19 protein-coding genes and 1 pseudogene are annotated in these 22,795 nt (G+C 69.9%); 12 read left to right on the top strand and 8 right to left on the bottom strand.

Going from position 1 to position 22,795, the window contains the following annotated elements:
• Positions 1-241: 241 nt before the first annotated feature.
• Both NAG42_RS16690 and NAG42_RS16685 read right to left on the bottom strand, forming a co-directional pair.
• Positions 242-3,190 (bottom strand): 3-keto-alpha-glucoside-1,2-lyase-like domain-containing protein, encoded by a 2,949-nt coding sequence (locus NAG42_RS16690; RefSeq protein WP_250031206.1) that lies wholly within the window; start codon positions 3,188-3,190, stop codon positions 242-244.
• A gap of 161 nt (positions 3,191-3,351) precedes the next feature.
• A complete protein-coding gene (locus NAG42_RS16685; protein WP_250031205.1) occupies positions 3,352-5,310 on the bottom strand; it encodes a LysM peptidoglycan-binding domain-containing protein in 1,959 nt (652 codons plus the stop codon).
• Positions 5,311-5,560: 250 nt separating this feature from the next.
• Here NAG42_RS16685 and NAG42_RS16680 point away from each other — a divergent pair, with 250 nt between their 5' ends.
• From NAG42_RS16680 to NAG42_RS16660, 5 genes are read left to right on the top strand one after another with little or no spacing between them, the layout of a single operon-like run.
• On the top strand, positions 5,561-6,535 hold the full coding sequence (locus NAG42_RS16680; RefSeq protein ID WP_250031204.1) for a metal ABC transporter substrate-binding protein: 975 nt from the start codon (positions 5,561-5,563) through the stop codon (positions 6,533-6,535).
• A gap of 25 nt (positions 6,536-6,560) precedes the next feature.
• Positions 6,561-7,286: a metal ABC transporter ATP-binding protein gene (locus NAG42_RS16675; RefSeq protein WP_250031203.1), complete on the top strand. Its 726-nt coding sequence runs from the start codon at positions 6,561-6,563 to the stop codon at positions 7,284-7,286.
• Positions 7,283-8,353 carry a metal ABC transporter permease gene (locus NAG42_RS16670; RefSeq protein WP_250031202.1) on the top strand — a complete coding sequence of 357 codons (1,071 nt, stop codon included), beginning with the start codon at positions 7,283-7,285 and terminating at the stop codon, positions 8,351-8,353. The genes NAG42_RS16675 and NAG42_RS16670 overlap by 4 nt, the downstream gene beginning before the upstream one ends.
• Entirely contained in the window at positions 8,350-9,186 is an 837-nt protein-coding gene (locus NAG42_RS16665) for a metal ABC transporter permease (RefSeq protein ID WP_250031201.1), read from the top strand. The genes NAG42_RS16670 and NAG42_RS16665 overlap by 4 nt, the downstream gene beginning before the upstream one ends.
• Before the next feature lie 38 nt (positions 9,187-9,224).
• Positions 9,225-9,536 carry an ArsR/SmtB family transcription factor gene (locus tag NAG42_RS16660; protein WP_250031200.1) on the top strand — a complete coding sequence of 104 codons (312 nt, stop codon included), beginning with the start codon at positions 9,225-9,227 and terminating at the stop codon, positions 9,534-9,536.
• 232 nt (positions 9,537-9,768) lie between these two features.
• On the opposite strand, the gene NAG42_RS16655 is transcribed toward NAG42_RS16660, so the two are convergent.
• The 4 genes and pseudogenes from NAG42_RS16655 to NAG42_RS16640 form a co-directional block, all read right to left on the bottom strand.
• Complete coding sequence (locus NAG42_RS16655; RefSeq protein WP_250031199.1) at positions 9,769-10,740, bottom strand: aldo/keto reductase; 972 nt, start codon at positions 10,738-10,740, stop codon at positions 9,769-9,771.
• A gap of 58 nt (positions 10,741-10,798) precedes the next feature.
• The gene (locus NAG42_RS16650; protein WP_250031198.1) at positions 10,799-11,524 is read right to left on the bottom strand and encodes an esterase family protein; all 726 of its coding nucleotides are present in this window, start codon (positions 11,522-11,524) and stop codon (positions 10,799-10,801) included.
• 18 nt (positions 11,525-11,542) lie between these two features.
• Positions 11,543-11,932 (bottom strand): AfsR/SARP family transcriptional regulator, encoded by a 390-nt coding sequence (locus NAG42_RS16645; protein ID WP_250031450.1) that lies wholly within the window; start codon positions 11,930-11,932, stop codon positions 11,543-11,545.
• Between the two features lie 85 nt (positions 11,933-12,017).
• Positions 12,018-12,062 (bottom strand): annotated as a pseudogene (locus NAG42_RS16640) (hypothetical protein); the annotation flags it as partial.
• 436 nt (positions 12,063-12,498) lie between these two features.
• On the opposite strand from NAG42_RS16640, the gene NAG42_RS16635 reads away from it, so the two are divergent.
• The 4 genes from NAG42_RS16635 to NAG42_RS16620 all read left to right on the top strand — a co-directional run bounded on the left by NAG42_RS16635 (position 12,499) and on the right by NAG42_RS16620 (position 17,531).
• Positions 12,499-14,616: a transglycosylase domain-containing protein gene (locus NAG42_RS16635; RefSeq protein WP_250031197.1), complete on the top strand. Its 2,118-nt coding sequence runs from the start codon at positions 12,499-12,501 to the stop codon at positions 14,614-14,616.
• A gap of 121 nt (positions 14,617-14,737) precedes the next feature.
• A complete protein-coding gene (locus NAG42_RS16630; protein WP_250031196.1) occupies positions 14,738-15,913 on the top strand; it encodes an MFS transporter in 1,176 nt (391 codons plus the stop codon).
• Positions 15,914-15,995: 82 nt separating this feature from the next.
• On the top strand, positions 15,996-16,403 hold the full coding sequence (locus NAG42_RS16625; RefSeq protein WP_250031195.1) for a DUF1330 domain-containing protein: 408 nt from the start codon (positions 15,996-15,998) through the stop codon (positions 16,401-16,403).
• A 90-nt stretch (positions 16,404-16,493) separates the two neighbouring features.
• Positions 16,494-17,531 (top strand): M14 family zinc carboxypeptidase, encoded by a 1,038-nt coding sequence (locus NAG42_RS16620; protein ID WP_250031194.1) that lies wholly within the window; start codon positions 16,494-16,496, stop codon positions 17,529-17,531.
• Here NAG42_RS16620 and NAG42_RS16615 read toward each other — a convergent pair.
• Positions 17,528-19,144 (bottom strand): RecQ family ATP-dependent DNA helicase, encoded by a 1,617-nt coding sequence (locus NAG42_RS16615; RefSeq protein ID WP_250031193.1) that lies wholly within the window; start codon positions 19,142-19,144, stop codon positions 17,528-17,530. The two genes, NAG42_RS16620 and NAG42_RS16615, sit on opposite strands and share 4 nt — an antisense overlap.
• Positions 19,145-19,320: 176 nt before the next feature.
• Between NAG42_RS16615 and NAG42_RS16610 the strand changes: the two genes are divergently transcribed.
• Together NAG42_RS16610 and fdhA are read left to right on the top strand one after the other, a co-directional pair.
• Complete coding sequence (locus NAG42_RS16610) at positions 19,321-19,506, top strand: Flp family type IVb pilin (protein ID WP_250031192.1); 186 nt, start codon at positions 19,321-19,323, stop codon at positions 19,504-19,506.
• A 128-nt stretch (positions 19,507-19,634) separates the two neighbouring features.
• Positions 19,635-20,879 (top strand): formaldehyde dehydrogenase, glutathione-independent, encoded by a 1,245-nt coding sequence (gene fdhA / locus NAG42_RS16605; RefSeq protein WP_250031191.1) that lies wholly within the window; start codon positions 19,635-19,637, stop codon positions 20,877-20,879.
• A 34-nt stretch (positions 20,880-20,913) separates the two neighbouring features.
• Here fdhA and NAG42_RS16600 read toward each other — a convergent pair whose 3' ends face one another.
• Positions 20,914-22,113 (bottom strand): YndJ family transporter, encoded by a 1,200-nt coding sequence (locus NAG42_RS16600; RefSeq protein ID WP_250031190.1) that lies wholly within the window; start codon positions 22,111-22,113, stop codon positions 20,914-20,916.
• A 59-nt stretch (positions 22,114-22,172) separates the two neighbouring features.
• Between NAG42_RS16600 and paaI the strand changes: the two genes are divergently transcribed.
• Complete coding sequence (gene paaI / locus NAG42_RS16595; RefSeq protein ID WP_250031189.1) at positions 22,173-22,601, top strand: hydroxyphenylacetyl-CoA thioesterase PaaI; 429 nt, start codon at positions 22,173-22,175, stop codon at positions 22,599-22,601.
• Positions 22,602-22,795 lie beyond the last annotated feature (194 nt).

Below are 22,795 nucleotides of genomic sequence, written 5' to 3'. Positions count from 1 at the left end.
AGCCAGACCCCCACCCGTCAGGGGACCACCCAGCTCAGCCCCGCAGCCACCAGCGAGTGACCCTCCCCCTGGCCGTCACCGATCCCCATGCAAGGTTGGGGCCGAGGGTGGCCACGCAGGGCATAAAACGCTCCACAGCCCAGCGTGGCCACCCTCGGCCCCAACCGTCCAACCGCAAGAAAGCCCAACCCGCAACCCGAATCCGACCCCGGCAGCCAGAACCACCGGGGCCGGACATCAGTTAAACCGGCTCGATCCAGATGTTCCGGTACTGGACCTTGTTCCCATGATCCTGCAACCGAATAGCCCCGGTGGCCGGCCCCTCAGGAATGTTCCCCCCGGTCCCTTGAGGAATCTCGACATCGTTCTGAACGGTCCGCCCGTTCCAGACCAGGGAAACCCGAGCGTTCGCGGTCTTGACCCCAGCCTCGTCATACCGAGCAGCCCGGAAGGTGATGTCGTACTTCTGCCACGTCTCCGGCGCCGTAGCCGCGTTCACATCCGGCGCCTTGATCGTGTAGATCGACCCCGCCTCGTTGTTGTCCAGAGTCGTATCCCCGTACGAGTCAAGGATCTGAATCTCGTACCGCTCCTGCTGATACACCCCACTGTTACCCCGGTTCTGACCGGTCACCTCGGGCGGCAGCAGCGGCACTTTGAACTCCACGTGCAGCTTGTAATCCCCGAACGCTTCCTTGGTCCGGAGATCCCCGCAACACACTTCGACCGCTCCACCGTCCACCGCCGGCCACTGCGCCCGCCGCCCATCGGTGTGCAGCCAGTTGTCCAGCCCGTTCCCGTCGAACAGCGTGATCCGCTTGGCCGGCTTGCGCACGCTGATCAGGTCGAGGTTCACGTGCCCGCTGTCCGTCGCGTCCACCCGGTATTGGACCGCGTTCACGCCCTTCTTGAGCTTCAACGTCTCGGTGACCGTCGCCCATTCTTCCCACGTGACCGTCGACGGCAACGAGACTTGCTTCACCTTTTTGCCATTGACGTACACACTCACCGTCTTGGTGCCGCTGAACGGATTCGGCCCGTTCGAGTAGCGCACCCCGACCTGATAGTCGCCCGCCTTGTCCACCGTCACGTGCGAGGTGGTCGACGCGTTCAGCGACCCGAGCCCCGCCACGAACCCGATTCCCGAGTATCCCCGGTGGTCCGTCGCCAGTGCCGCCCCGCCTTCGCGGTTGCCTTCCTCAGCCTCGTAGAACACTTCTTGCGTACGCGCCCCCGGCACCTCGTTCATCGTGTACCAGGCTTCGGTGCTCCACAGTGTCTCGCCGTCCTTGGCGCCGAACGGCCGCGGCGACCGCAGATGCACCACCCGATCGCGTCGCAGCCCCGCCACCGTCAGCGTCACCGTCTTACGGTCGCCCGACACCTTGGCCGCCGTCACCGGCAGCGTCTCGCGGTCGACCTCGGGCCCGCCGTACTGCGGGGTCGGCACGTACCGCCACTGCTCCACCGCGTACGCCGTGGGCAGTTTCGCGATCGTCTCGTCCGACAACGCCTTCGTGTACTCGATTGTGAACCCGGTCGCGGTCGCCTTCATCGTCTTCATGTCGAAGACGTTCTTCCCGTTCGGGGTGAGCTTCTGCAGCCCGAAGCGCAGCTTGCCCTCTTGTCCCCAGTTGCCGTCCGCTCCCAGCCCGCCCAGATAGAGCGACCCGTCCGGCCCGAGCGACACCCGGTTGACCCCTGCCTCAAGGCCTTGCGTGTGCCGGAACACCGCCCCTTGTTCCTGCCCGTGCACTGTTTCCAGCGCCGCCCGCTGCAGTCCGCCGTAGGTCACGTCACCGATGACCAGCTGCCCTTTGTACGGCCCCGATTTGAGCATCACCGGCGTGCTGGGGGAGTTGGCGATCTGGTTCTGCGGCAGCCACAGCACCGGCCGGGTCACCGGCCGGCTGTCGAACGGGCCGTCCGGGTTGGTGTAGTGGTTGTAGAACGCGCCCTCTTCCACCTTGAGCAGCTTGGACGACGGCAGCCAACCACCTTGGTTGTCGGTGATGTAGAGGTCGCCGTTGTTGCCCCAGCCCAGCCCGTTGGGGGTGCGCAGGCCGCCCGCGACCGTCGTCACCTTCCCGCTTTTACGGTTGACGACGATGTGCGTGCCGCGGTTGCCGACCGGCTGCGGGTCGGTGGTCGCGCCGCCCAGGTTGATCGACACCGACAGGTTCACGTAGAAGTTGCCGCCCTTGTAGAGCAGCCCGAACGCGAATTCGTGGAAGTTCCCGCCGAACGGCCAGGTCGCCACCGTGCGCCGGGTGTCGAGCACGTCGTCGCGGTCGGTGTCGCGCAGCTCGGTCAGTTCGTGTTTCTGGGACACGTAGACCAGGCCGTCGACCACCGCGATGCCCATCGGTTCCTTGAGATTGCCGGCGATCTTCTTGTACGTGACCCCGCCCGGCCCGGTCGCCTTGGTGACCCCGTCGACCAGGTAGACCTCGCCGGCCACCGTGTCGGAGCCGCCCCACGTGCTGATCACCATTTTGCCGTCGGGCCGCCAGGCGATCCCGGTGATCTGCGGCTCGAAGCCCGGCGGTCGCAGGTCGGTCAGCTGGTAGCCGGGGTTGACCGCGGTGAGCGGCAGCCCGTCGCCCGGGGTGTCCGTGCCGGCCACGCATTCTTTGGTGCCCGGCGCAGTCACCCGCACCACGCCCGCGTCGGTGCTCAGGGCGCTCGTCGGCACCACCGCGAATTCGCTTGTGCCGGGCGGCCGCCAGGAGAGGGTCAGCCGCTGCCCGCCGTCCTTGTCGAAGTGCTCGACCCGCAGCGGATGCACTCCCGCGGTCAGGTCGATCGTGCCGTCCTTGGGTGGTTCGACGTCGTGCAGCCCGTCGTGGTCCACGACCAGCGTGTCACCGACGTAGAGCTTCGAGCCGTCGTCGCTGGTCAGCCGGAACGTGTACGCCCCGTCGGCCGGTGCCGTGAGGTTGGCGATGGCCTGGGTGACGAAGTTGTCGCCCAGCCCGAACTGCTCGGTGGTCGACCAGTCCACGGTGGGCATCAACTTGTCCACATTGGGCGTCTGACCGGGCTTGAGCTCGCAGACCCGGTTCATCGACTGCCCGATGTCGTAGGTCCGGAGCGTGACTCCCGGCTCCTGCGGCGGCGGTTCGGCCGCGTAGGCCGGTGCCGCCGCAAACGTTCCTAAAAGTACCCCGGCCACTATCACACGCTTCATCCGCGCTCCCCGGTTACCAGCTCAATACAACGTTGTGAATATCCTGGGGTACTTCTGCCGGGAGGTCCAGAGCTTTCGATGTTTCAACCACAACTTTTGTACGACCGGGCAAAAGATGCGGACCAGACCGAGTTCCGGCCTGGTCCGTCGACGGTGGAGGGTCAGCTGGCCGGCAGGATCAGCACCTGGCCGGGGATGATGCGGTCGGGGTTGGTCAGGATGGCCTGGTTCAGGGTGAAGATCTCGGGCCAGCGGTCACCGTCGCCCAGCGTGGCCCGGGCGATGCTGGTGAGGGTGTCGCCGCTCTTGACGGTGTGCAGGCGCGGGATGTCGCCGACCGGCTCCTTCGGCGGCAGCACGAAGACCTGCCCCGCGAAGATGCGGTCCGGATCGCGGATCACGGCCTGGTTGAGCGCGTAGATCTGCGGCCAGCGGTTGCCGTTGCCCAGCTTGGCTTCGGCGATCCCGAACAGGGTGTCGCCGGCCTGGACCGTATACGTCGCCGGGGTGACGGCGCCGGGCAGCACTTTGGCCAGCCGCAGGATGTCGGCCAGCTCGAACCGGCCGGGCTGGGCCGACGGCAGCGACGGCGCCCAGCCCGGCTGGGTCAGGATCGAGTCGGCGCTGCGGCGCACCAGGCCGATCAGGACCTCGGCGATGAGCGTGCTGCCGACCGGGCCCAGGTGGTTGCCGCCGCCCAGCACCTTGGCCTCGGCCAGGACGTAGTACCAGAGCGGCGTACGGAATTGGAACCCGCCCGCCTCGAGCGCCAGACGCTGGTCCTCACCGCCCGCGGCGAGCATCTCGTCCTTGGTCAGCACCTGGGCGCCGATGTGCTCGGCGATGGCCTGGCCGGTCGGCAGGCGCAGCCGGTAACCGCGCAGCAGGTTGCGCACGGCCAGCCGGGCGGCCAGGTCGGGCTGTTCCGGTTGCCCGGTCAGATCCTGCAGGGCGAACAGGGACTCGAACTTGTTGTTCTTGAACGCGGCGAGACTCGGGTCGAGCCGGCGGGCGAGCCCGACCGACGCGTCGTCCCCGATGATGTTCTCCCACTCGATGATCCAGTTCTCGGGCAGCGTGGGGTTGTCGTCGCCGCCGAGGCCGTCGCTGAGCGCGGTGAAGGTGAACAGCAGCTTCAGGGTGGCCGGGATGCCGCCGTTGAGATTGAAGTTCTCGTTGAAGTTGTAGGCGGCGCGCACCATCGAGTGGCCGAAGCGGTAGCCGGCCACCGAGAACTCCAGCGGCATGAACGACGGCTCCGACAGCGGGTCGAACCACCGGTTGCCGTGGGCCACGATGTCATCGACCACGGCCGGGTCGGCCACCCGCTTGAGGAAGTCGTGCACCACGACGTACTGGTAGTGCTGGCGCAGCACCCGGCGGGCCTCGACGAAGGACAGCCCCTGGTCGACGAGCGCGTTGTGCGCCCGCAGGAACGCGACGTGCAGCTGGCCGATGATGGTGTTCTCGTCGTTGCGGGGGTCGCCGATGACGGCCGCCTTGTCGTGCTCGATGTTGCCCGGGTTGGGGGCCTCGCGCGGCAGATCGTGGAAGTCGTCGCCGGCCTTGCTGTCCGGGCGCTTGACCGGGCGGTTGGGCAGACCTCTCGAGGTGACCTTGCCGACCAGCATCTTGTTGCCGTCGGCCGGGTCGTGCGGGGCCGGCAGACCATAGACGCTGTCCAGGTCGAGGGTGGGCGTGCGCTGGTTGAGCAGCGCGTTGCGGATGGCCGCCACGGTCAGCGGGGTCATCGTCGGGTCGAGCAACTGGGCCATCGTCGCCGAGCCCTGGCCCTGCTGGATCTCGAGCGTGATGTCGTGGTCGACGAACTGCCCGAAATACGTGTACGCGGCCGGGATGTTGCTGTCCTCCCCGGCCACGTCCGTGTCGACCATGGCGTTGCCGAGATCCTTGAGCTGGGCCGGCGTGTTGGCGGTCTGCGGCAGCAGGTTCGCCTCGTCGTCCTGCAGGCCCGGGAACAGGAAGTCGAAGCTGTGGCCCTCGACCTGCCTGAACAACGCGAACGCCGCGGCGCTGCCGGTGGCAACCTCGGCCAGACCCTGTTCGGCGGCGGCGAGGTCGTTCTGAGTGATGATTCGTCCGTGTCCGAGACGCGGCATGGGTCACTTCTCCCCGTAACGAGATGCGAGAAAGCCGGCACGGTGTCGCGACGGGTGCCTCGAGCGGGCTGCGTCCGTCGATCCGATACGGCCGGTATCCGGTTGCCGTCACGGTAGGTAGCGGGCGCCGCGATGGCAGGCAGGAAGCCGACACTGACAAATCAGGTGCACTTATCGTCATCTCGCTATTGGACGATACTTATTGAAAACGATTATCGTTCTGCCTCATCAGTGATGGGAGCAGAATTCCATGAAACGCACCTTTGTGATCGCGGCCCTGGCCGCAGCCACCACGGTTCTCGCCGGCTGTGGCTCGGGTGGCGAAACAGCGGGTCAGGCGGCAGCCGCGCCGGGCGGGCAGCCGCTCGCTGTGGTCGCCACCACCCCCGAGGTGGCCGATTTCGTCCGTAACGTCGGCGGTTCCGGCGTGGCTGTCACGCAGCTCATCAAGCCCAATGTCGATCCCCACGACTTCGAGCCGACGCCGGCCGACATCCAGGCGATCAGCCGGGCCAAAATCGTCGTCAAGAACGGGGTCGGGCTGGAGGAATGGCTCGACCGCACGATCGAGGCGTCCGGATTCGCCGGGACCGTCGTGGATTCCAGCGCCGGAGTCTCCTTGCGCGAGGGGGGTCATTCCTCCGAAGAGGATGCGCATGCGGCCGAGGACGGTGAGGAACACGAGCACGATCCGCACATCTGGCACAACCCGAAGAACGCCAGAATCATGGTGGCGAACATCGAAAAGGGGCTCGCGGCGGCCGATCCGGCTCGCGCCGGCGTCTTCGCCAAGAACCTCACCGCGTACGGCTCGGAATTGGACGAGCTCGATGCCTCGACCGAGGCCGCGTTCGCGAAACTGCCCGCGACCGATCGCAAATTGGTCACGAATCATGACGCGTTCGGGTATTACGTCGACCGTTACCGGCTGGAGTTCGTCGGCTCGGTGATCCCCAGCCTCGACACGTCGGCCGAGCTCTCGGCCCGGCAGCTCACCGGCCTCGTCGCGAAGATCAAGGCGACCGGCACCAAGGCGATCTTCACCGAGAGCTCGCTGCCCCCCAGGAGCGCCGAGGCGATCGCTCAGCAGGCCGGGGTGAAGGTCGTCGGCGGCGAGGACGCGCTCTTCGGCGACAGCCTGGGCGCCCCGGGTACGCCGGAGGGCACCTATCTGGGCGCCGAGCGGCACAACACCGAGGTCATCGTGTCGGCGCTGGCCGGCTGAGGTGGCCGCGCTGCGTTATGCCGGGGTGAGCGTCGGTTACGACCGGACGCCGGTGCTCACCCACGTCGACCTCGAGCTGGAGCCGGGGCAGCGCCTGATCCTGGTCGGCCCGAACGGCGCCGGCAAATCCACCCTGATCAAGTCGGTGCTGGGGCTCGTCCCGGTGCTCGCAGGTTCGGCGACGGTCCTCGGCCGGCACCCGGCGGCGGCGCGCGGCCGGGCCGGCTACGTGCCCCAGATCGACACGCTGGACGCCGACTTCCCGGTCAGTGTGCGCCAGGTGGTGATGATGGGCCGCTACCGCAGCATCGGGTGGTGGCGGCCCGCGCGCGCCGCCGACCGTCGCGCGGTGGCCGAGGCGCTCGAGCTGGTCGGCCTGGCTGATCGGGCCGCCCACCGGTTCGGCACCCTGTCGGGCGGCCAGCGCCAGCGGGTGCTGCTGGCGCGGGCGATCGCCGCCGAACCCCGGCTGCTGCTGCTCGACGAGCCCTTCAACGGCGTCGACGCGGTCAGCCAGGAAGCCATCATCCGGGTACTGCGCGAACTGGCCGCGGCCGGCACGGCACTAGTGCTCAGCACCCACGATCTGACCGTCGCCCGCGAGCTGGCCGACCTGGTGTGCCTGATCAACGGCCGCCAGTGGGCGGTGGGCGCGCCGAGCGCGACGCTGACGGCTTCCCGGCTGCGCGAGGCGTACGGAGGCCACGCCGTCGACCTCCCGGACGGCAGCACGATGCTGGTGGAGCCATGATCGAGCCCCTGACCACGGCGCTCGCGGTGCCGCCGGCGTTGCCGTTCGCCGCGCCGTTCACCGAGTCGCTCGCCGCGCTGTTCACTGAGCCGTTCACCGCGCTGTTCACCGAGCCGTTCGCGGTGCCGTTCATGGCCCGCGCGCTGGCTGAGATCGCGTTGCTGGCTTTGATCTGCGGCCCGGTCAGCGTCTTCGTCTTCGTGCGCCGCCTGTCTTTCACCTCCGACGCGCTCACCCACACCGTCTTCCCCGGCGTCGTGGTCGGGTTCCTGGCCGGCCAGCTCTTCGCCGGCGCCCTCGTCGCCGCGATCGTCACCGCGGTCGCGCTGACCCTGCTGACCGCCGGCGGCCGGGTGTCCGACGACGCGGCCACCGCCGTCCTGCTGACCGCGATGTTCTCGATCGGCGTCGTGCTCGTGTCGCGCCGTTCCTCGTACACCTCCGATCTGACGACATTCCTGTTCGGCCGCCTTCTCACCGTGACGCCCAGGCAGATAGCCGAGACGGCGGCGCTCGCCGCCGTGGTCTTGATCGCGCTCGCCGTCGGCGCCCGCGCACTGCTCTTCCGGGCGTTCGACCCAGCCGGCGCCGCCGCGGCCGGCTTTCGCATCGGATGGCTCGACCTGTGGCTCAACCTGATCGTCGCCCTGGTCGTGGTCGCCGCCGTCCGCGCGGTCGGCACGATCCTGGTCGTCGCCCTCCTGATCATCCCGGCGGCCGCCGCCCGGATGATCACCGATCGCCTCGCCGTCATGGCGGTCGCCGGAACGGTCCTGGTGGCCGGCGCCGGTTACGCCGGTCTGCTCGCCAGCTGGACCGCCTCCCTGCACTACGGCGTCGCACTGACCTCCGCCTCATCGGTGGTGCTGTTGCTCGTGGCTGCCTACCTCCTGCTGATCCCGGTGCGTCACCTCCGCCGCCGGCGGGCCACCCCCTGGGAGAGGCACGTGGCTCACGAGGTGCTGACCCCCACGCCGAGACCCGTCCTCGAGCCGTCCCCGCCCCCGTCCCCGCTGCCGGCGCCGTCGCCTCGCGGCCGTTCTGATCGACAGGAGCTCCGCTCGTGAACTGGTGGGACGACGCCCTGCACCGGGCGACCGCCGAGGTGGTGCTGGCGGGCGCGCTGGCCGGCCTGGTCGGGGTGCAGGTCGTGCTGCGGCGGCTGTCCTTCTTCACGATGGCCCTGACCCACGCGACATTTCCCGGCGTCGTGGCCGCCTCGATCATCGGCGTCAACATCCTGCTCGGCGGCGTCGTGGCGGGCGGCATCGTGGCGCTGGGCGTCGCGGCCCTGACCCGCCGCCGCGGCCAGGACGCCTCGGCCGCCACCGGCGTGCTGCTGTCCGCGGGCTTCGCACTCGGCGCCGCCCTGGTCGCCACGCAGAGCGGTTTCAGCCGGGACCTGTCATCGTTCCTCGTGGGCTCGATCCTCACGGTCGGCCCGCAGGATCTCGTCACCACCGCCGTGGCCCTGGCCGTCGTCGCGATCGTGCTGCTGGTCAGCGCCCGCCCGCTGCACCTGATCGGCTTCGACCGGGCCGGTGCCGAGGCGGCCGGGGTGCCGGCCGCCCGGTGGGACCTTGTGCTGCTGCTGACCATCGAAGTCGTCGTGGTCACGATGGTCCCCGCGGTAGGCACGATCCTGGCCGTGTCGCTGATCGTCGCCCCCGCGGCGGCGGCCAGGCTCTGGTCCGACCGTTTGCTGATCATCACGCCGTTGTCGGTGGCCTTCGCCGTCGGAAGCGGCCTGGCCGGCCTGTGGATCTCGAGCCGCTGGAACGTGGCCGCCGGAGCTTCGATCTCCCTGGCCGCGACCGCAATCCTGGCCGTCTCGTATCTGGCCGTCGGAGCCCGCAAGCTTCCCGCGCGCCGCCGCCCACCCCTCGCCGCCGCCACATGACCACCGAGCCCATCAGCCGTCCCACCCGTGATGAGCCCGTGCCCTCCACCGACGGCCCCGGTGTGGTGATCAGTGCGGCCGCTCTGGCCAAGGCGGCGGACGCGCTGCGCGGCATGGCCTATGAACACCGGTTGCAGATCCTCGTGATCCTGCGGGCGGGGGAGACCACACCTTCCATGCTGGCCGCGGCCATCCCCGCGCACCCGACGGCCGTCTCCCACCACCTGCGCCATCTCCTCGACTCCCGCCTTGTCCAGCGCCGCCGCCAAGGCCGGCGCACCCTCTACTCCCTGCGTGACGAAGCAACCGCCCGCCTGGTCGACGAGGTTCTTCGCTACGTGCAGGAATAGCGGATCCGCGCCCACCTTCGCTCGGCCGCACCGCCCCGCCTGTGGACAACGCGGCAATGTGGACAACCCGAGGCACCACCGGAAAAAGCGATAGTGTCGGCCCGCCCCCTGGTCGGGCGGGGTGGGGTCGTTGGCGGGACGTCTGCGTACGCGGCGTCCAGGTCCGGCTCGGCTCGTGGATGCGGGCACCTGACCGATCGCCGTGCCCGGGTCACGCCGACGGGGAGGCCCGTCAGAAACCGGACGGGAGGCGCGGCGTGTAGTGCTCCTCCAGCTCCGCCACCTCGTCGTCCGTCAGTTCGAGCTCCAGTGCGGCCGCCGCGTCGGTCAGATGGTGAGCCTTGGTCGGGCCGACGATCGGCGCGTCGACCACCGGGTTGTGCAGCACCCAGGCCAGCGCCACCTGGGCCATCGGCACGCCCCGGGCCTCGGCGACCCGGCGGACGGCGTCCACGATCGGCCGGTTCTCGTCGCCCTCGTAACGGGCGTGCAGCGGATCGGACTTGGCGCGCTGGGTGCTCCGCTCGTCCCACGGGCGGGCCAGCCGTCCCTTGGCCAGCGGGCTCCACGGGATCGACCCGACGCCCTGATCGGCCAGCAGGCCGAACATCTCGCGCTCCTCCTCGCGCTGGAGCAGGCTGTACTGGTTCTGCATCGACACGAAGCGGGTCCAGCCGCCGAGGTCGGCCGCGTGCTGGAGTTTCGCGAACTGCCAGGCCCACATCGACGAGGCGCCGAGGTATCGGACCTTGCCCGCCCGCACCACGTCGTGCAGCGCCTCCATCGTCTCCTCGACCGGCGTCTCGGGGTCGAACCGGTGGATCTGGTAGAGGTCGAGGTAATCGGTGCCGAGCCGGGCCAGCGACGCGTCGATGTTCTCCAGGATCGCCTTGCGGGACAGGCCCGACCCGCCCGGGCCGTCGTGCATCGGGAAGAACACCTTGCTGGCCAGCACGATCGAGTCGCGGTCGGTGTATTTGCGCACGGCCCGCCCGACGATCTCCTCCGAGCTGCCGGCGCTGTAGCCGTTGGCCGTGTCCCAGAACGTGATGCCCAGCTCGACCGCCTGCCGGAAGAGCGGCTCGGCCGCGTCGTCGCCGAGCGACCACTGGTTGGTGCCGCGATCGGGCTCGCCGAAGCTCATGCACCCCAGCGCGATCCGGCTGACCTTGAGACCTGAGCTACCGAGACGTGTGTATTGCATGTCCTCAACCTATGCCGTGTCCACAGGCCTCGCAGGACGCGGCGATCGGGGTCGGCCATCAGCAGAAGCGGGGGAGGTGCTCAGCCAGCTGGGCGCGCCACGACGGCCAGTCGTGCGGGGTGTCCGGGCCCCACAGGTCGAGTTCGTGCCGGATGCCCTTGGCGGCCAGCAGGTCGGCCATCCGCGGCGTCGACGGCAGCGCGCCGGTGGTGTCCTCCCACTGGCCCTGACCGCAGACCAGCAGGATCGACAGGCGCTCGCGCAGCCACTCCAGGTGGTCGCCCTGCAGGTTGGCCACGTATTCCATCGGGTTGTTGAAGTAGACGGCGTCGCCCCGCTCACCCCACCCGTTCCACGTGCCCGGGTCGTAGTTGCCTGAGAAGCACATCGCCAGCGGGAACAGGTCCGCTCGCCGGAAGGCGAGGTTCAGAGCGTGGTACGCCCCCAGCGAGCACCCGATCGTGCCGATCTCCACGTCGTCACCGCTGTCGTCGCGGACGTGCGGCACCACGCTCTCGAGGATCCACGTCTCGTAGGCGCCGTGCCGCCGGGCCCGCTCCTCCAGGGGCAGGTGGTGAGCCGACCAGGTCCCCTCGTCGAACGAGTCGACGCAGTACAGCTTGACCCGCCCGGCCTCGATCAGCGGCTCGATCGTGCCGACCATGCCGTTGTCGTTCCACTCCCACGCGTTGCCCTTCTCGGTCGGGAACACGATCAGCGGGCGCCCGTAGTGCCCGTAGACAGCCACGGTCGAGGCTTCCAGCTGGACGGAGTAATGGCGCATGACTCAGTTTGCCGCACGTCACCGCCGGTTGCGCGGCCTGGACCGGACGGCCCGGCGGGACCGCCACCGCGGGATCGCCCGGCCCGCCGCCGGGACGCGCTGGTGGAGCAGGCGGTCGTGGGCGTCGAGCAGCTCGGGGCCGGGATCGATGCCGAGCTCGTCGCCGAGCCGCCGGCGGACGGTGCGGAACAGGTCGAAGGCCTCGGCCTGGCGCCCGTCGGCGGCCAGGGCCAGCAGCAGCCGGGCCTGCAAAGCCTCGTCCAGCGGGTCCAGGCTCGCCGCGTTCCGCAGCACCGGGATGACCGTCCGCACCAGCCCGGACCGCAGCGCGGTGTCGGCGGCGTCGCGAGCGGCGTGCGACCGCTCGGCCTCGAGAGCGACAAAGGCCGGGTGGCTGCCGGACGAGATACTGCCCGGTGGCGCGGCGGGGCAGGTCCGGCTCGACCAGGCGGCGCAGCGTCCCGATGCGGCGGTGCACGACGTTGACCGCGCTGGGCGGGGGATCGTCGGCCCAGATGGTGTCGACCAGCTCGTTCATGCTGACCGTCGACCCGGCCCGGGCCAGCAGCAACGCCAGCACCAGCCGTTGCTGGCGGGCACCGATGTCGAGCTCCGCCGGCCCCGACCGGATCTGCACCGGGCCCAGGATCCTGAACTGCATGACTGTCACGCCGACCTCCGATGCGTCTCATGAGCCCTGACCGCCCGCCGAGCGGTGTTGTGACCCGATCGGCTGTGATGTGCGACTCGTGGGCCGGTGGAGCGGGTTTCGCAGGGAACTGACAGTGATCCTTGAGACATCGGCAACATGGCCCGGTCAGAGTGGGAGGGCAGGCCCCGGTCGGGGCGCTGCAAGATCACGTACGCTTCGGGCGGTTCGTGCATCGGTGGCGTACGCTGCCGAGTCGCTGTAAGGGCCAAAGAGTCTTCGGTAAGAAAAGGTGGTCTGGAGATCCGTGACTGTGGGTGACCGGATGAAGGGGCGATCGATCGTCAGCAAAGCCGGGCTGTTGCTGATGTGCGGCCTGTTGACGGCGGTGGTCGTCTCGGCCGCCTCGTTCCCGGCGGTGGCGCTGGGTGGCCTCGTCGCCAAGGCCGGCGCGGAGACGTTCGCGGCCATGCCGAGCACGATCGTCGAGCAGTCGGCCCCGCAGGTGACCCGCATCTTCGCCGGCGACGGCAAGACGCAGATCGCCGTGCTCTACGACGAGTTCCGCAGTGACGTGCCGATCAGCCAGATCTCGCCGAACATGCAGAACGCGATCGTCGCCGCCGAGGACCACAAGTTCTACGAGCACAACGGCGTCGACGTGAAGGGCATCGCCCGCGCGTTCGTCAACAACAGCCAGGGCGGCTCGCAGCAGGGCGCCTCGACGCTGACCATGCAATACGTGCGGATGGCCCAGGCCTACGGCGCGAAGACGCCGCAGGAGGCGATCGACGCGACCAAGAACAGCCCGGAACGCAAGATCGCCGAGATGAAGTACGCGCTGCAGGTCGAGAAGGACCTGAACAAGAAGGAGATCCTGCGGCGCTACCTCAACCTGGCGCCCTACGGCAACGGCGCGTACGGCATCTACGCCGGCAGCCAGGTCTACTTCAAGAAGTCGCCCAAGAACCTGACGATCGCCGAGGCCGCGCTGCTGGCCGGCATGGTCAAGGCCCCCTCGGGCTTCGACCCGACCACCAAGACCGGTTACCCGCAGGCACTCGAGCGGCGCAACTACGTCATCGACAACATGGTCGGCCTGGGGCAGATCACCAAGGCTGAGGGTGAGAACGCCAAGAAGACCAAGCTGGCCCGCACGGCCAACCGGCCCGGCAACGGCTGCACCTCGGTGGCGGTCAACAACTGGGGCTTCTTCTGCGACTACGTCTTCCGCTGGTGGATGGAGCAGAAGGATTTCGGGGCCAACGCGTACGAGCGGGAGCGCCAGCTCAAGACCGGCGGCTACACGATCGTCACGTCGCTCGACCTCAAGGCGCAGAAGGCCGCCCGCAAGGAGATCACCCGCAAGATCGACGACAACGAGAAGAACGCCGTCCTGATCGCCGGGGTCGAGCCGGGCACCGGCCACGTCAAGACGCTGGCGGCCAACCGCAAGTTCAAGCTCGACGACGGCACGAACCCGAAGAGCTCGAACCCGCAGGCCCGCAGGGCCGGGGCCCGGGCGACGTACCCGAACACGACGAACCCGATCATCACCGGTGGCGGCGACATCAACGGCTACCAGGCCGGCTCGGTGTTCAAGATGTTCACCATGGTCGCCGCGCTCGAGAACGGTCTGGAGCTCGACCACCAGATCACCTCCGGCTCGACCTACAGGTCGAGCTACCCGGTCGCGGCCGACTCGCCGGCGGCCTGCCCGGGAACGACGTTGTACTGCCCGAGCAACGCCTCGCCCAACGAGAAGGGCACCTTCAACATGTGGACCGGCTTCGGCAAGTCGGTCAACACGTATTTCGTGCCGCTGCAGGAGCAGGTCGGCGCCGAGAAGGTCGTCGACGTGGCCAAGCGGTTCGGTATGCAGTTCCGCTCCCAGGAGGAGCGTGACCTGGTCGACACGACCGAGGCCGCGCACAACTTCGGCGCGTTCACCCTGGGCGTGACCACCTCGACGCCGCTGGACATCGCCAACGCGTACGCCACCCTGGCCGGCGACGGCAAATTCTGCTCCCCGACGCCGATCAAGCAGATCACCGCGGCCGACGGCTCGAAGCTGAAGACCGGCCAGCCGTCCTGCAAGCAGGTCACGACGCCCGACGTGGCCCGCAAGGCGCTCGACGCGGCCCGCTGCCCGGTCGGCGACCGCGCCCAGCTCGGCAACTGCGCCGGGGCGACCGAGCCGAACGCGCACCGCACGATCGACCACCCGGTCTTCGGCAAGACCGGCACCACCGACGCCGACAAGACGGCGTCACTGGTGGTCGGCTCGCGCAGCCTGGTCGTGGCCGGCTACATGGTCAACCCGGACTGGGCCAACCACACCGACCGGATGCCCCACGGCATCGTCAACCCGGTCGTCTACCGCACCCTCGCCGACTACATGGAGGGCGCGGAGTACCAGGAGTTCAAGAAGCCGGGCGAGTAGCTGTGGTCTACGGCTGACCGGTGTGAAGATCACCCAGTGCGGCCGGCGGCGCGGTGTCGTCGTCGGCCGTTTTTCGCCACCCGCCGTGCCGGTTGCGACGATCATGCGATAAGCCTGGAGCATGACACGTCGGCTCACGTTCCTGTTCGCCGTGGCCGCGGGCGCGGCCGTGGCCAACCTCTACTGGTCGCAACCGCTGCTCGACCTCATCGCCGACGACCTGCACGCGAGCCCGGCCGCGGCCGGCTGGCTGATCACCGCGACCCAGCTCGGTTACGCCGCGGGCATCCTGTTCCTGGTGCCGCTGGGTGACGTGGTCGACCGGCGCAAGCTCGTGCGGACCATCCTGCTGTGCTCGGCCGGCGCCGCGGTGCTGTGCGCGGTCGCGCCGTCGCTGGGCCTGCTGACCGGCGCGCTGGTCCTGCTCGGGGTGACCGCGGTGTCCGGCCAGATCCTCGCCCCGCTGGCCGGCGACCTGGCCGACGACAGCGAGCGGGGTCACGTCGTCGGCACGGTCATCTCGGGCATCCTGATCGGCATTCTGATCTCCCGTACGGTGGCCGGGTTCGTCGCCGGGGTGGCCGGGTGGCGGGCCATCTATGTGCTGGCGGCGCTGATCGCGGTCGGCTCGGCGCTCGTCCTCTCACGCCGGGTGCCCACGCTGCCGCCGAGGGCGCGGATCCCGTACTGGACCTTGATCGCCTCCGTCGGTCAGGTGCTGGCCCGGGAGCGGACCGCCCGCTGGACGGTCGTCCTGGCGGCCACGGCGTTCGGCACCTTCACCATGTTCTGGACGGCCCTGACATTCCTGTTGAGCAGCCCGCCGTACGGTTACTCGGTGCAGGCCATCGGCCTGTTCGGCATCGCCGGGCTGGCCGGTGCCCTGGCCGCCCAGCGCGCCGGCCGGCTCCACGACCGCGGCATGTCGCTGCCCGCCACCGGCGTGGCCTGGGTGCTGCTGCTGGCGTCCTTCGGGCTGGCCCTGGCCGGCCGGCACTCGGTGGTGGCCATCGTCATCGCCGTCGTGCTGCTCGACGCGGCCGCGCAGACCATCGGCATCCTCAACCAGACCCGGTTGTTCGCCCTCTCGCCCGACGCCCGCAGCCGCCTGAACACCGTCTATGTCACCAGCAACTTCATCGGCGGCGCGGCCGGCTCGGCGGCCGCGACGGTGCTCTGGTCGGCCGGCGGCTGGACCGCCGTGTGCATCGCCGGCCTGGCCGCCAGCGGGTTCGCCCTGGCCGTCTGGGCCGTCGGCCGCCGCGGTGCCCTGATCCCCACCGCCCGGCCCGCCTGACCGCTGACTGATCACCGCCCACCCTGGGCGCTTACCCGCGAGGTAATCGACTGGCGTCCGGGTGGCCCGCAGGATCGAGGGCATGACTGCTTACGCGCTGGCCCACCTGCGGACGCCCACCGCCCACGACGACGTCTTCACCTACATCGAGCGGATCCAGGACACGATGGACCCCTACGGCGGCACGTTCCTCGTGCACGGAGCCGAGGTCGAGGTGCTGGAGGGCCAGTGGCCGGGGACGGTCGTCATCCTCGAGTTCCCGGACGTGGCGGCCGCCCGCGCCTGGTATGCCTCGCCCGCCTACCAGGAGATCCTGCCCCTGCGAACCCGGCACATCGAGGGCGACGCGCTGATCGTTCCCGGAGTCGGGCCAGGTTACGACGCCCGGCTCACCGCCGCGGCTCTCCGAAACGCGGCCACGGCTCCGGCCGGCCCGCGGAGTGCAGACCCCAGGCTCGAGCCCACGACGGACGAGCAAGCCGGCACGTGACCGCGCGCCGAGCCGGGCCGCGGTGCGGGAAACCGGGGCAGCCCTTAGATTGAGAATGCATCGAATTTGCTCGATCTAAGGAGTTGTCCTGTGAGAGGCAAGCTCGTCGTTCTGCTCGCCGCCGGCCTGATCGCCGTCCCGAGTTCCGCCCAAGCCGCACCCCCGGCGGCCGTCCCACCCACCGTGCAGTCCGCACCCGCGTCGCTCATCCCGGCGCGGCCCACCCCGGCCCAGGTGGCGACCGCCCTCGCCCGGGTGGCCAAAGCCAGCGACGGCCGCGTGCGGCTGGGCATCATCGGGCGTAGCAACGAGGGGCGGGCGTTGCGGCTCGCCACGATCGGACACGGCCCGACCCGGCTGCTCTACGTGACTCAGCAGCACGGCGATGAGCCACTCGGCACACCCGCCGCGGTACGGGCCCTGTGGGCGCTCGGCGTGCCCGACACGGCGTGGCACCGGTGGCTGCGCAGCCGGCTGACGATCGACGTCGTGGTGCAGGCCAACCCGGACGGCGCGGTGCGCAACCAGCGGTACAACCACGACCCGAGCGCGTCCGGCGACTACACCGAGCCGGGTGTCGGCTATGACATCAACCGCTTCCACAACCCGCTGACGCCGATCGAGGACAACCCCGTGCCGGAGTCGCGCGCGGTGCTGCGCCACTGGCAGGCCACCCACCCGCGCGTGGTGATCGACTACCACATGCAGGGGCGCTACCTTCAGCCCGACGGGCGGGAGACGACCGCTTCGTTGCTGTGGCCGACCAGCCCGCTGGCCTCGGACGCGGCGGTCACGGCGGCGCGGCGCCTGGCCGTCCGGAACTACGACGCCATGACCCTGGCCGGGGCCAACGTCTCCCGCTATCCGGGTGGCGACTACGAGGGGATCGCGCGCAACGCGTACGGGATCCTGGGCAGCGCCTCGCTGCTGATCGAGCTGTCCGACCTGCCCGCCGATCAGGTCGAGCTGCAGATCCGTACGGCGTTCGTCTCGATGCTGGCCACGGCTCAGGGCGCCGCCGACGGTTCGCTGTGGCGCGCCGACCCGGCCCGCGCTGACACCATCCCGGCCCGCGGCCCGTCCCTGCCCGGCGCGGCGTCCGCCCTGTTGCGGGCCGACGCCGCCTAATCGAAGGTCAGCAGGCCGTTGGTGAGCACGGCCGGGGTCAGGTGGCGGTAGCCGACCGAGTCGAAGAGCACGGACAGCTCGTGCTCGTCGCGCGCCAGCAACAGGCCGGAACCCCAGTATTTGTGGGTCACCCGGGTGCCGTCGCCCGTCGCCGGTGACCACGTCGGTCCCGGCGGGGGAGCGGCGGCGTCGTTGTCGCAGTTGCCGCACGGGGCCGGGAAGTGCTCGCCGAAATAGGCCAGCAGCTCGGCCCGGCGGCACTGGGTGGTCTCGGCGTAGTGCCGGGCCGTGTCGATCTGGCTGGCCAGGATGGTCTGCCGGCGGTCGCCCGAGGCCAGCACGGCATCGCGGGCGGAGGACGGCACCGGCGTCGTCACCGTCACCTCGTCGTGGCCGGCGGGGCTCAGGAAGTGCTGCTCGATGAGCTCCGCGGCCACGCGCTGGGCGGCGGTGTGGCTGACTCCGGCCGCCTTGGCCACGTCGGCCAGGGCGACCTGCCCGTGGGCGGTCTCGAGCTGGTCGACCACCGCCGTCACCGTGCCGGCCGGCACCCGGGCCCGCGCGGCCAGCAGGCGGGGGATGCGCATGGCCCGGCTGTCGTGCACGAGCACGGCCGCGCCCGGGTGGCCGTCCCGGCCCGCGCGCCCTACCTCCTGGTAGTACTCGTCGAGGCTGCCCGGCACGCCCGCATGCACCACCGTACGGATGTCGGGCTTGTCGATCCCCATGCCGAACGCGCTGGTCGCCACGACGACGTCGAGCTCGCCGGCGAAGAACGCGTCCTGGATGCGCCCGCGCTCGGCCGCGGGCACCCCGGCGTGATAGGCCTCGACCTTGTACGCGTCGAGCCGCAACCGCTCGGTCAGTTGCTCACAGTGGGCGTGCGTCAGGGCGTACACCAGGGCGGGCGTCTCCTGACCGAGCATCACCTCGACTGTGCGGTCCTCGATCGCCTGTGCCTCGGGCAGGTCCTGGCGGGTCAGGCGCACCGCCAGGCTCAGGTTGGGGCGGTCGAAGCCGGCCACGATCACCGCCGGCTCGGTCATCCGCAGCCGCCGGGTGATGTCGGCCTGCACCGGCGGCGCGGCGGTCGCGGTCAGGGCCAGCAGCGGCGGCCGGCCCAGCGCGTCGGCCACGTCGGCCAGCCGCAGGTAGTCGGGGCGGAAGTCGTGACCCCACTGACTGATCAGGTGGGCCTCGTCGACGGCGATCAGGGTCACCGGTCGCCGCCCGCCGGAGATCGCGCCCAGCGTCTCCTCGTTGGCCAGCTGTTCCGGCCCGAGGAGCACGAAGTCGGCCACCCCGTCCCGGATCGCCTGCAGCGCCTCGGCTCGTTCGGCGTGGCGCAGGCCGGAATTGACCATGCGGGCCGCGACCTGCCGGCCGGTGAGCGAGCGCAGCTGGTCGCGCTGCAGGGCGACCAGCGGCGACACGACGACCGTCAGGCCGCCCCGGGCCAGCCCGGCGACCTGATAGATCGCGCTCTTGCCGCTGCCGGTGGGCAGCACGGCCAGGGTGTCGCGCCCGGCGGCGGCGGCCTCGGCCGTCTGGAGCTGGACGGGGCGCAGGGCGAAGCCGAGCACGGACTGGGCGATGGCGTTGACGTCAGACACCCCGCCAGTGTGGCGGGCCGACTCGGTTCGGGCATCCGGCATGTGACTTGGCCCTCGCCGGCAACTTACTTACACCCCGCGGCCACCCGTCGGCGACTCAGCGACATATCGGCCGGGCCGATAGAGGGCAACGAAGCCGGCGGGGCGTTGTCCGGCCATGAGACAGGGGGAAGCTCGTGAACTTCATCGCCGCCTATATCCAGGCTCGTCTGACCCGGAACGACGAGGGCGCCACCGCCGTCGAGTACGGCCTGCTCGTGTCGCTCATCGCCCTCGTGATCATCATCGGCGCCGCTGCCTTCGGCGACAAGCTCCGGGACCTGTTCACCGCGGTCGAGGGAAAGATCCACGTCCCGGCCTGAGATCGCCTGCGGCGGATGTCGCAATCGACAGCTTTCGTGACTACTCCGGGTTCTTTTTCCGCTGCCGTCCGTGAAACATGGCGTTCATGGCGGCGTGACATCCCGTCGCCCGACGATGGGAGGCAACGATGCCAGCCAATCGCGCGGTGGTCTACGAGGGCACCGGCAAGGTCGAGGTCCACGACATCGACTATCCGACGTACGAGTTGAAGGACGGCCCCGGCGTCAACAAGCTGAACGTCGGCCGCAAGGTGCCGCACGGTGCCATCCTCAAGACCGTCGTCACCAACATCTGCGGCAGCGATCAGCACATGGTGCGCGGGCGCACCACCGCCCCGCACGGTCTCGTGCTCGGTCACGAGATCACCGGTGAGGTCGTCGACGTCGGGCCGGGCGTCGAGTTCATCAAGACCGGCGACGTCTGCTCGGTGCCCTTCAACATCTCCTGCGGCCGCTGCCGCAACTGCAAGGAGGGCAAGACCGGCGTCTGCCTGAACGTCAACCCCGACCGTCCCGGCTCGGCCTACGGGTACGTCGACATGGGCGGCTGGGTCGGCGGGCAGGCCGAATACGTGCTGGTGCCCTACGCCGACTGGAACCTGCTGAAGTTCCCCGACCGCGACCAGGCCATCGAGAAGGCCCTCGACCTGGCCATGCTGGCCGACATCTTCCCGACCGGCTACCACGGCTGTGTGTCCGCGGGCGTCACCAGCGGCTCGACCGTCTACATCGCCGGGGCGGGCCCGGTCGGTCTGGCCGCGGCCACCTCGGCCTGGCTGCTGGGCGCGGCGGTCGTCATCGTCGGCGACCTCAACGAGGAACGGCTGGCGCAGGCCCGCAGCTTCGGCTGCGAGACCGTGAACGTGGCCCAGGGCGACCCGGCCGAGCAGATCTCCCGGATCCTCGGCGCCGACGCCTCGGCCATCGGTGAGCCGCTGGTCGACTCGGCCGTCGACGCGGTCGGCTTCGAGGCCCGCGGGCACGGCGCCGACGCCGACGTCGAACAGCCGGCCACGGTGCTCAACTCGCTGATGACGGTGACCCGGGCCGGCGGCGCGATCGGCATCCCCGGCCTCTATGTCACCGGTGACCCGGGCGGCGTGGACGACGCGGCCAAGGTGGGCTCGCTGTCGCTGCGGCTGGGTCTCGGCTGGGCCAAGTCGCACTCGTTCGTGACCGGCCAGTGCCCGGTCATGAAGTACAACCGCAACCTGATGATGGCGATCCTGCACGACCGGGTGCAGATCGCCAAGAACGTCAACGCCACGGCGATCCCGCTCGACCAGGCGCCCCAGGGATACCAGGACTTCGACCAGGGCGCCGCGAAGAAATACGTGATCGACCCGCACGGCATGCTCGGCAAGCACTCCTGAGGAGCCGGCCCCTCTCCGGGTTGGACGATGCCGGTCACGCCCAACTCGGAGAAGGGGCCCGCTGCAGCACGGCCGCACAGCGGGCGATGAACAGGAACTGCGCCACCGGCACCAGGGGCCCGGCCAGCCGCGCGATCAGCAGGGCGGGCTTCGAGCGTACGGAAACCTCGAACCGCACGACGCCGTCCGCCCCGAGCAGCACGCTGAACCGCTCGTCACCCGCGAAGGTGTGCCCCGGCAACGCGAGGTAGTGCATCGACGTCCGGTCAGCGTCCCGTACGACCTCCAGAACCTCACAAGGCTCGGCCACCCGCAGGCGCCCCACGCCCAGCGACGACGACATGTGCTGCCCGGGCATCGCCGGTGGCGTGCCCGGATCGACCCAGGCGCCCGCCCGGCGGTGCATCTCCCAGGCGAGCAGCGCCCCCGACGCCGCCTCGAACCGGTCCCGCCCCCGGCCGATCCGATACGACCACCGATGCGCCGACCACCGTTGCTCGCGCCCGGCCCAGGCCACCACCAAAGCGGTCAGGACGGCCGCCGCGTTCAGCACGCCGTGCGTCAGCACCATCCAGGTCAGGCCCAGGTGCGGGATGCCGGTGACCTGTCCCGCCGCATAGAGCAGGGCCAGCGACATCGTCACCAGGCTGAGCGCGAACAGCCACCGGGCCCCACGCCCAGCCCGGGTGCCCAGCGCCAGCCACAGCCCCGCGCTCAGAACGCCGGCGCCGACCAGCTCGACCAGGTCGCCCACGGTGTCGCCGACGAGGAAGCCCAGCCCCACCACGGCCACCCCGGCCGGGGCCGGCAGCCGGTAGCGCGCGTCGGTCAACGCCAGCAGCAGGAGAGCCCCGAACCCGGCCACGTGGAAGTGCGCCGCGGTCAGCCCGAGCACCCCGGCCGGGAATCCGAGCAGCGCGACCCCAACCCGCTCGGCCACCAGCCCCGCCGCCGCCACCGGAAGGCAGGCCGCCGCGAATGCCACGAACTTGTCCCGCCGCAGTGCGATCGGCACCGCCAGGCAGCCGGCCAGATAGGGCACGCACAGCACGCCGGCGCCCCATCCGCGCGGCAGCATCAGCGCAATCACGGCCGGCACCGCGACAACCGGCCACCATCTGACGATTGCCCGCCCTCGCCCCAGCGCCCCCAACCCGAGCGGGACGAACAGCAGAACACACACCCCCACAACGACATGCAGACCGACCCACCCGGTCGCACTCAACCTGTCCATGCCGTCGCCCCCATCATTCTTGAACGCGTTCAAGTTAGCATGGTGTTAGGTTGAGGGCGATGTCGGACGATGCTGAGAAAGTGGCCCGCAGCAGCGCGGAGCTCATGCTGAGCCGGGACGCGGCCAGTGCGGCCCTCGGCGTGCGGTTGGAGGACGTAGCCCCCGGCCGCGCGACCCTGACCATGCGAGTTCGCGACGACATGGTCAACGGGTATGGGTTGTGCCACGGCGGGCTCATGGCTTCGCTGGCGGACAGTGCGTTCGCGGTCGCCTGCAATACGTACGGGGTGGTTACTGTCGCGGCCGGCTTCGACATCACATTCGTGGAGTCGGGCCGGGCGGGCGATGTCTTGCGCGCCCAAGCCGTCGAGCGGGTCCGTCGGGGGCGCTCCGGCCTCTACGACGTGACTGTCACCCGAGTCGCCGATGATGTGGTCGTGGCGGAGTTCCGCGGCCGCAGCCGATCCCTGGGCAAGCCGATCACTTAAGACCGGCTCCGCGCTTCCGACCGGCGCAGCTGTTTCGGGGGTAGACCTCAGGGGCGCTGCCCCCGAACCCCCGGCCATCGCTGGAGAGCTCCCTGGCGATGGTTGCGGTAGGCGGCTTGGGGGCTCTCCGGGCGACGGCAGGCGGGAGCGAATCGCAATCAAGGGCAGTACGCAAGCAAAGGGCGGCTTGCGTA

This window comes from Paractinoplanes maris (genome assembly GCF_023544465.1).
Classification (GTDB): Bacteria; Actinomycetota; Actinomycetes; order Mycobacteriales; family Micromonosporaceae; genus Actinoplanes; species Actinoplanes maris.
The sequence above is the reverse complement of the archived record's forward strand: the minus strand, read 5'-3'. Positions and strand labels throughout refer to the sequence as shown.